Annotated in this window: 5 protein-coding genes; 3 read left to right on the top strand and 2 right to left on the bottom strand. The window is 68.6% G+C overall.

The features are described from left to right. Positions 1–759: 759 nt before the first annotated feature. Complete coding sequence (locus ACIRPK_RS34345; protein ID WP_403046194.1) at positions 760–1,194, bottom strand: hypothetical protein; 435 nt, start codon at positions 1,192–1,194, stop codon at positions 760–762. Positions 1,195–1,279: 85 nt separating this feature from the next. Continuing rightward, positions 1,280–4,612, bottom strand: a complete 3,333-nt coding sequence (locus ACIRPK_RS34340) for an ALF repeat-containing protein (protein WP_403046193.1) — start codon at positions 4,610–4,612, stop codon at positions 1,280–1,282. A 615-nt stretch (positions 4,613–5,227) separates the two neighbouring features. Between ACIRPK_RS34340 and ACIRPK_RS34335 the strand changes: the two genes are divergently transcribed. The 3 genes from ACIRPK_RS34335 (at position 5,228) to ACIRPK_RS34325 (ending at position 9,217) form a co-directional block, all read left to right on the top strand. Next, a complete protein-coding gene (locus ACIRPK_RS34335; RefSeq protein ID WP_403046190.1) occupies positions 5,228–5,734 on the top strand; it encodes a hypothetical protein in 507 nt (168 codons plus the stop codon). A 144-nt stretch (positions 5,735–5,878) separates the two neighbouring features. Further along, positions 5,879–7,498 (top strand): trypsin-like serine protease, encoded by a 1,620-nt coding sequence (locus ACIRPK_RS34330; protein WP_403046188.1) that lies wholly within the window; start codon positions 5,879–5,881, stop codon positions 7,496–7,498. Between the two features lie 243 nt (positions 7,499–7,741). Continuing rightward, positions 7,742–9,217: a S1 family peptidase gene (locus ACIRPK_RS34325; RefSeq protein ID WP_403046186.1), complete on the top strand. Its 1,476-nt coding sequence runs from the start codon at positions 7,742–7,744 to the stop codon at positions 9,215–9,217. Positions 9,218–9,307: the final 90 nt, after the last annotated feature.

Genomic DNA, 9,307 nt, shown 5'->3' with positions numbered 1-9,307 from the left:
AGTACCGCTTGCCCTGCTTGTTGCTCACCTGGCTCTACTTCCTCTGGAACCTCACGTCCCAGTCTCCAGGTGTCCAGGTCCACGGGGAAGCTTCACACCGGCCAGGGGCGCAAACGTTGGACCGTGCACCGGAAGCCCGCACTCAAACCTCCAACATCGCCTTTGGCGGCCGACTCTCCGTCGGCGCCGGTGAGTTCGTTCTCCTGCCCGTCGTCCTCTCTGCAGCTGCGGGGGTCAGCCGAGGGCCCGGGTCGACAGGGCGCCGGCCGCGTAGTCCGTCCCGCACACGCGGGGTCAGCCGCGAGCGGCAGCCCGTCCTCCGATTCGGAGCTGGCGAGACCTCGGTGATCGTTTGCGGACTGCGGGTCAGCGAGCGGTCCCTGGAAGGCTGGCGACAGCCCTGAAGCAAGAGCAGCGAGGACGCCTCGCGTTCACCGGGTCTGGCAAGTGTCCCGAAGCTGCCGGACGACCAGTTCTCCTTGCCGCAGAGGGAGAAGAGGGAGGGGGAGTAGAGAGTCGACCGCCCATGGGCCCGAGGCCCAGCAGAGGCAGGCGAGGGTCCGAACAGTGGCGGCTCGCCGGGAAATGACGCCCCCTCTTTGCAAGTAAGGACAGACCGAAGATCCACCATCTCACCACCTATGGGGACACCGGCGGAAGGGCCGTGACCGAGTGGGCGCAACGACACCTCGAACCAGGCTGGTGCTGTGGCCGAGAAGGTCAACCGGTTCCTCTGGGCCAGCCACACTCGCCTTGCTTCTATGAGGCGTAGGAAAACCAGAGGCCGACCGCCACAGCCAGCAAGCAAGCAGACGTCATTTGAATATGGGCGGAGACCGGCAGCTTCGGAGTGATGTCAGCACCGTTTTCATGGGCCTCGGTATCGGCAATGAACTTCCGCATCGATTGCTTCCTTCCGACAACGGCCAACTGCAGGCCCACGAGCACGCAGGAGTAGAGCGGCATGACCTCGGCCGGTCCCAGATCCTGGAGAAACGCCGTGATGACAGCCATCGTTGCGATCGCAGGCGGCGCGATGGAAATGCGCACCTTGTAGGCCGTGGTTGGCATCATGGACGTCATGAAGGCCAGATAGGAGCTGGTGGAGGCCAGAGCGATAATCCACCAGGCTTCCAGTGAGAGGCTGGGAGGGTTCATTACTTGCTTCCGTTCGTATTGAGGCATGTGCTCCACGCCTCGCTATGGTGCTACTGATCCGCCGGGCGGACTGAGGCGCGCTTAGCCCGCCCGGCTCGATGGGTTCAATCCGGGGGCGTACTCACCAGGTGAAGAGCGCGTGTATGGATCCCACAGTCGCCGCCGCTGCTCGAGCAGCGTAGGAACCGACGGTACGCGTTGCGGTTGCGGCGAGCCTCGCCCCCGCAACCGTTCCGGCGCCCCCCAGCATGAGGCCGGCGATCCCGGTCATCATGTTCTCCGTGTCGAACCCGTCAGCCGCATACAGGACGACGCTGGTGACGCCGAGAGCGATGGAGATGCCTTCAAGAACTACCGCAGTGGGTTGTCCTCCAGGGAAGAAGGCGGCGCCCAAGGCCGCCCACCCTGCAACGGCGCTCGCTTGGTTCGTGAACTGGGCCCAGTCGTGCAGGGTCCAGCCGCTGTCGCCGCCCGCAGAGCCGCCGCCGGTGTTCGTGGAGGGGATCCCGAGGTCGATGTGGTCGTTCTTGGGGTCGTTGGCCGGGTTGTGGTTGGCTGCGGCGTTCTGCCGGGCCTGTTCGGCGGCTGCGGCTGCCGCCGCCTCCTGCTCGGCCTGGCGCTTCTGCTGGGCGAGGGAACGGGCGTCACGGGCTGCCTGGTCAGCCGCTGCCGCGTCCTTGCCGGCGGCAAGGGCCGATTGGCGGGCGGCGGTGGCCTGGGCGTTCGCCTGGTCGGCGGAGCTGCTGGCCTGCTGGGCCGATACGGAGGCCTGGTTGGCGGAGTAGTTGGCCTGGCGGCTCGCACCCTGAGCCGTCCCCGCAGCCGACTTGGCCTGCTGCCGGGACTGGGCTGCGCGGGCAGCGGAGCTGTCGGCCTCGGTGGCGCGGTCCTGAGCTTGCTGGGCAAACCGAGCCGCGTCGCCCGCCGACGTCCGGGCGGTGTCGGCCCATCCGGCTGCCTCCTGTGCGGCACCTCGAGCCTTCGCCGCAGCCTCGGCGGCCTCGGCCGCGTTCTGCTGAGCCAGGGACGCGACCCGGGCTGCTCCGGCGATGGCTGCGCGGATCGCGGCCGTGTGGGTGGCGGTGTCCTGGTCCTGCTGCGCTGCCTTGTACTTCACCTGAGTGGTGAACTCGTGCTGCATGGCGGTGGTCCCGTACATGGTGACCTCGGCGGTCGCCTTGACGTTGGCGCCTCCGCTGCTCATGAGCTTGAGGATCTCGACGCGGTCGTCCTCGGCCTGCGCCGTGCGGAAGCCGACGGTGACGTACGTGTAGAGGGCCTTGGCACTGCCGTCGTTCAGTGCATCGTTCGCCGCCTTGGCCACCGCCCGGCCCGCCCCATTGAGAGTCTTCGCCGTGAAGACGCGGAACTCCTCGCTCTGGGCGGCGAAAACTCCCTCGGTGAGGAACTTCTGCACCTTGGCGGCGTCATTACCCTCCAATGCGGTGCGGGCGGCTTCCGCGGCAGCCGGGGAAGCAATCCGGCCAAGAAGGAGCACTCGTTCCCGGTCGTCGAGATCCAGGGACTTCGCGTACTCGCTGCGAACCCAGTCGATCACGCCTTGGTCGGTCCCGGAAAGTGCCGTGATGGCGGCCTGCCGGGTCCACTCACCCGTGGAGGGGAGCAGGTCGGCGGCGGCCTGTCGGCCGAGCCTTGCCATCTGAGCCGGGGACCCCGCGGCCGTGGCCTGCTGAAGGAGGTCTCGTGTCCGCTGCTCCAACAGGTCGGCCTGAACACGCACCCGGGAAGCGACCTCGCGGTCCTTCTGCTCCCCTGCGGCGATGGCCTCGGCTTCCCGGATGGAGAGCTGGCGGTCGGCGTCCAGACGAGCCGCCTCGGTCGCTTGGGCGAGGGCGGCCACGTTCTGGGCCTGGGTGACCGCGTCTGCTGCGGTTTTCGCGGCAGCCTGCGCGTCAGCAGCCCGCTGTGTCGACTGGTTGGCGAAGTCGAGGGCCTGGCCTGCCTGGCCAGCGGCGGTGTCGGCGGCCGTAGCGGCCTTGTCCGCGTGTGCGGCGGCGCTGTTGGCGGCCTTCTGCGACTCCCGGGCCGCAGCGGCGGCGTTGCCCGCGAGGTTGGCGGCCTGGCCAGCGGCGGAAGTGGCGGAGTTAGCGGCGGAGCGGGCCCGATCGGCGGCGTCGGATGCCTTGCGTGACTGCTCGGCAGAGACCCCCGCGCTGCGGCCTGCAGCAGCTGCGGCGTCCGCGGCAGCAGCGGCGTCCTGGCCGGCAGCGGCAGCCGAACCGGCCGAGCGGCTGGCCTCGTCGCCGGCATCGGCGGCGGAGGCCGCAGCACTCGCGGCGGTACGTGCGCCGGCGGCGGCGTCACGCGCGACCTTCGCGGCTGCCCGCGCGGCCTCCGCTTGCCCCGCGTTTGCTGAGGCGGAGGTAGCTGCTTGGTAGGCGCGTGAGGCAGCCTGGCCGGCAGCGGACGCGGCGGAAGCCGCGGCGGAAGCCGCGGCGGAGGCCGCCTGAGCCGCAGAGATGGCTGTGTTGGACGCTGCGATCGCGGTGCGGGCGGCGGTCGCCGCGCCGTCGGCTGCCTCCGCCGCCCGGCCTGCGGCACGGCCGGCAGCCTGCGAGTCCTGCTGCGCCGCTGCGGTTTCCTTGGCGGCCTGCTGTGCGGCGGCCTTGGCCAGACGGGCGGCGTCGGTCGCGCGTGCGGAGGCGTCCTTGGCCGCGTCCCGCTCCGTCTTGGCCTTGGTGCCCGCCTCGGTGGCGACCTGGGCGAGTTGAGCAACCGTCAGTGACTCCTGGTCGCGTGCCCGGGCGATCTCCTGACCGCTGTTCAGGAACTGTGTGATGTCGGCGGCGGTGCCGTTCATGGCAAGCTGGGCGGCCTTGTTCACCTCGGGCCCGCCGACGGCCATGATCTTTACGACCTTGACCCGCTCGTCCTCCTGCCGGGCCTTGTACTGCCCAGTGGCGAGGAAGTCCTGCAGCGCCTGGTCGGTCCCCTTGTTCAGGGCTGCCTGCCCGGCGTCGCGCACACCCCGGGCCGCATTGTTCATCACGGTCAGGACTGCGACGCGGCGGTCGTCGGCCAGCGGCGCCTTGTAGCCGGTGGTGACGAATGTATGCAGGTCCGCATCGGTACCGCTCAAGGCCTTCTGAATGCCCTCGCGCGTGCCCTTGCCGGCCATGGGAAGCATCCGGAGAACGGCGATGCGCTCGTCCTCCGCCCGGACCCGTGAGAGGCCCGAGGTGAGGAAAGCCGAGATCTCCTCATCGGTTCCGGTCAGCGCCTGCGCCGCAGCGCTCTTCGTGGACGATCCGCCACCCAACCAGGCGTCGATCAGCTGTGCCCGGGCGTTGGCCGGCAGCCCGGGGGAGAGTGCGGCAGCCGCCTGTGCGGAGATCACCGAGGTGCCCAGAACGGTCACCGCCATGGCCAGCGCCGTGACGGGTGTGAAATTCGCGCGCCGTCGCCGCACGCGCGTACTTGATGTCGTCTTCATGCCCTACTTCTGCTTCCCCGCGGGGTCGTATGCGCAATCGGCAAGGGACTTTGGTCCCGCCGGAGAGCGATCTTTGCACGAATTAAGGAACTTCTAATCAAGATCCAAAATGGAACAAAGCAATCCGCTCTGAGTGCAATTGGTGCCAACCTCCTCGTAGGAGAACCTATCTGACGCAGCATCATCCGGGATCAGAAGATTTTCTGGATCCCAGAGAGATGAGTCACAGGCCAGATGGCCCCCGCCGTTCGGCGGGCTAGCATATTTCTTTCAGGTCTTCATCGTGTACAGGAAGCGGCATTTTTGTTCCAGAGGCTCAAGTCGGCCACGATAGGGACCTAATGCCTTTATTGAAGGGTCGATCGGCCGGGGTGGGGGACAATTTGCTCGTTCCAGCGGGGCGTATTAGCTTTGCCATCTGCCGTTCTGGTCCACCGAGCTGTGCCCTGCGGGCCGGCCTGGCCGATCGCGGCATTCCCGCCTCGAAGTGGTGGGGCTTATGTGATCCCTATGCGGGCATCCACCCCCAGAGCTCCCCCTCCAGCGGGCGAGCCCTGTCACGCGGCCTCCGTGTCGACTGCCGCCCTACCCGTACGTCTCAGGAAGCAGCACCTCATGACCTCTTTCTCCCGCCCGGCCGTGGCGACCTTCGTTGCCGGCTCCGCCCTCCTGACCATCGGCGTCGGCATCGCCGCAGCTGCTGGCACCGCCACTCCCGGCGCCGTGGTGACGGCTGCCACCGACGCACCTCCTGCTGCGGTCGAGGACTTCAGCTACCCCGGCGCTGACAAGGTCCTCGCCGACAAGGGCATCAAGCTCTTCAGTGGCAATGGCCGCATCATGCTGGCCGAATGCGGAGCCGGAGCCGGGCAGTTGGAGGTCTGGCCCCGCGGGATGGACAGGATCTGCTTCCAGGTCACCGGCAAGGGCGGCTATCTCAGCCTTGAGATCCCTGCCGTCTACACCGTCAAGGGCACCAGCTACACCACCAAGATCGACATGACGGTGGAAGGCGAGAAGAAGTCCTACGACATCCCCAAGGACAAGTGGGTGCAGGTCGGCGAGACAGCCGACCCTGCCGAACGCGACCACACCCTCGTCGAGATCCGCTCCACCAACTAGCGCCGGTGACCGCATCCCCGCGCGGTCACCGCAGACCGGCTGCCCTGCCCAGGGTCATCGGCCGGACACGACGGCGCGCGCATGACGCCGATCCCGCCGGACACCCGGCCGCCCCGCACCCCGGATTCAAGGAACGACACCATCGTGACAAGCACCAACGCACGTGCCCTGTGGACCACCGGACTCCTGACCGCCGTAGTGGCCGGGAGCTTCACCGCCACCACCGCCCAGGCGCTCGAGGGCAACACCACTCCGCAGGGAACGTCGGCTTTCACTGCGAAGATCGATATCGGTGACGGCAAGCGGTCCTGCACCGGCGCCCTGGTGGATCCGAACTGGGTCATCACGGCGAGCAGTTGCTTCACCGACGACCCCGCCCAGGCCACCGCTCTGCGAGCGGGTGCGCCCGCCCTGAAGACCATCGCCACCATCGGCCGCGCCGACCTCACCACTACCACCGGGCACGTCACAGAGATCACCTCACTGGTCCCCCGTGCGGACCGTGACCTGGTGATGGCCCGTCTTGCCACCCCCGTCAACGGCATCACCCCGCTCGCGGTCGCCAGTGCCGCGCCGACCGCCGGCGAGAGTCTGCGGGTCAGCGGCTACGGCCGCACCAAGTCCGAGTGGGTGCCCAACCAGCTCCACACTGCCGCGTTCAACCTCACCGGTGTTCAGGCCACCGCCGTGGACATCGTCGGCGCCACCCCCGCCGGCGCCACCGTCTGCAAGGGCGACACCGGTGCCCCCGCCATCCGCGAAACCAACGGCCGCACCGAGCTCGCCGCCATCGTCAGCACCTCCTGGCAGAAGGGCTGCCTCGGCTCCGGTGAAACCCGCGACGGCGCCCGCACCAGCCGCGTCGACGACCTCGCGAGCTGGATCCTGGACGTCCGCTCCACCACTGTCGAGGTCAAGCCGGGTACTCACCTGTTCGCCATCGGCTCGGAGGGTTCCACCTACGGTCTGGACGTGAACTACGCCACCGGCGTGTGGGGCACCAGCTGGAAGCGTCTGGACGGCACCAACCTCAAGGCCATCACCAGCGTCACCACCGGCAGCACCGTGCGCCTCTACGCGGTCGGCGCCGACGGCCACGTCTACACCCGCGACGGCGTCACCGGCGGCTACTGGGGCGCCTGGATGGAGGTCCCCGGCGGCCTCACCGGCGCCAAGGCGATCACCGCCAGTGTCACCGGCGGCACCAACGTCCACCTGCAGGTCATCGGCGCCGACGGCATGTACAACCAGGACGCCAACTACGCCACCGGCAACTGGTCACCCGCCTGGACCAAGATGGACAGCACCAACCTCAAGGCCATCACCAGCGCCGTCACCGGCAACACCGCGCACATCTACGCCGTCAACGAGGACAGCAAGGTCTACACCCGCGACGCCAACTACGACGTCGGCTGGGGCAGCTGGGTCGAGGTCCCCGGCGGCCTCACCGGTGCCAAGGCCATCACCGCCAGCGTCACCCCCGGCAGTAGCGTCCACGTCCAGGTCATCGGCACGGGCGGCATATACAACCAGGACGCCAACTACGCCAGCACCGGCTGGACCACCTGGACCAAGATGGACAGCACCAACCTCAAGGCCATCACCAGCACCGCCACCGGCAACACCGCACACATCTACGCCGTCAACGAGAACACCCAGCTCTACACCCGCGACGCCAACTACAGCGTCGGCTGGGGCAACTGGGCCGACGTCCCCGGCGGCGCCGCCGGGCTCAAGGGCATCACCGCAACCACCAGCGGCTGACCAACCGATGCACCTCGGGGCCTCCCGATGTCCCGTCCTTACCGGACGCACCGGCTCGAAGCCCTCGGTCCTCCCGGAGCGGCACGTCACCGGCTGACCAGCCCCACAAGGCACGCCGTACACACCTACTCCCTAGGACCACCCCGCAACGGGACGGTCGCCCGCACACCCCGAAGAGAAGGCGCGTGTCCCGCCGAAACCGGCGCGGCCCGCCAATCCCATGCATGCAAGGAAGATCAGATCGTGACAGGCAACACCGCACGCGCCGTGTGCACCACCGGCCTCCTGACGGCTCTGGCCGCAGGGCTCCTGGCCGCCCCGCCGGCAGGGGCCCTGGAGGGCTCTGCAGCCTCCACCGGTACGTCGGCTTTCACCGCGAAGATCGATATCGGTAACGGTAAGCGGTCCTGCACCGGCGCCCTGGTCGATCCCAACTGGGTCATCACGGCGAGCAGTTGCTTCAGTGACGACCCTGCCCAGGCGGCCACGCTGCGCGCCGGCGCACCCGTCCTGAAGACCACCGCGATCATTGGGCGTGCGGACCTGAGCACGACTGCGGGCCAGGTCACGGAGATCACCTCGCTGGTGCCGCGTGCCGACCGTGACCTGGTCATGGCCCGCCTGGCCACCCCCGTCACCGACATCGCGCCGCTCGCGGTCGCCAGTGCCGCGCCGACGGCCGGTGAGGGTCTGCGGGTCAGCGGCTACGGCCGTACCAAGACCGAGTGGGTGCCCAACCAGCTCCACACCGCGTCGTTCAATCTCGCTGGCGTCCAGGCCACCACTCTCGCCACTGCTGGCGCCACCGCAGGTGCCACCGTCTGCAAGGGTGACACCGGTGGCCCCGTCGTCCGCGAAACCAACGGCCGTACCGAGCTCGTCGCCGTCACCAGCACCTCCTGGCAGAAGGGCTGCATCGGTTCCACCGAAACCCGCGACGGCACCCAGAGCGCCCGCACCGACGACCTCGCGGAGTGGATAGAGTTCGTCCGGTCCAGCACCATGCCGCCGGCCTATCCCGGTGTCCTGCGTTGGTTCCTTTCGGACTCGGCCCAGTCGAACACCTCCACCCGGGCCACGTTCGACTACGGCAACACCCCGATGGTGGCGCTCGCCGGCGACTGGGACGGTGACGGCCGTGCCACAGCGGGCGCCTACGACCCGGCCTCCGCGCGCTTCCACTTCACCAACGCCCGTACGGGCGGCGCAAGCAGCTCGTCCTTCCAGTTCGGAAGCGTCGGTGACGTGCCGGTGGTCGGGAAGTGGGACGGTGGCAGCACCAGCCTCGTGGGCGTCTACCGGCCGAGCAACGCCACGTTCTACCTACGCCACCGCGACGGCTCGGTGACGACGTTCGCCTTCGGCAACGGCGGGAACTGGAGGCCGGTGGCCGGTGACTGGACCCACAAGGGCTTCGACACCCCCGGCCTTTACGACCCGGCGACCTCCACCTTCTATCTCCTCAACGGCAACCACTCCGGAGCCGCCGACATCACGCTCCAGTTCGGCAGCGCCGGTGACACACCGCTGGCCGGTGACTGGAACGGCAGCGGTACCACGCAGCTCGGCGTGTTCCGACCCGGCAACTACAGCTTCTACTTCCGCGCGGCCAACGGCTCCGTCAGCTCTGTCCCGTACGGCGGCAGTGCGGCCCAGCCCGTGATCGGCGACTGGAACGGTGACGGCCGCGCCACCCAGGGCATCGTCGCGACCGGCTGACACCACCCGCGGCCCGGGGCCACGCCCCAGGCCGCCGACGGATCGCGATGGCCCGCACCCGATGGTGCGGGCCATCGCCGCAGGTGCCTC

Source organism: Kitasatospora sp. NPDC101801 (assembly GCF_044766665.1).
Classification (GTDB): domain Bacteria; phylum Actinomycetota; class Actinomycetes; order Streptomycetales; family Streptomycetaceae; genus Kitasatospora.
The sequence above is the reverse complement of the archived record's forward strand: the minus strand, read 5'-3'. Positions and strand labels throughout refer to the sequence as shown.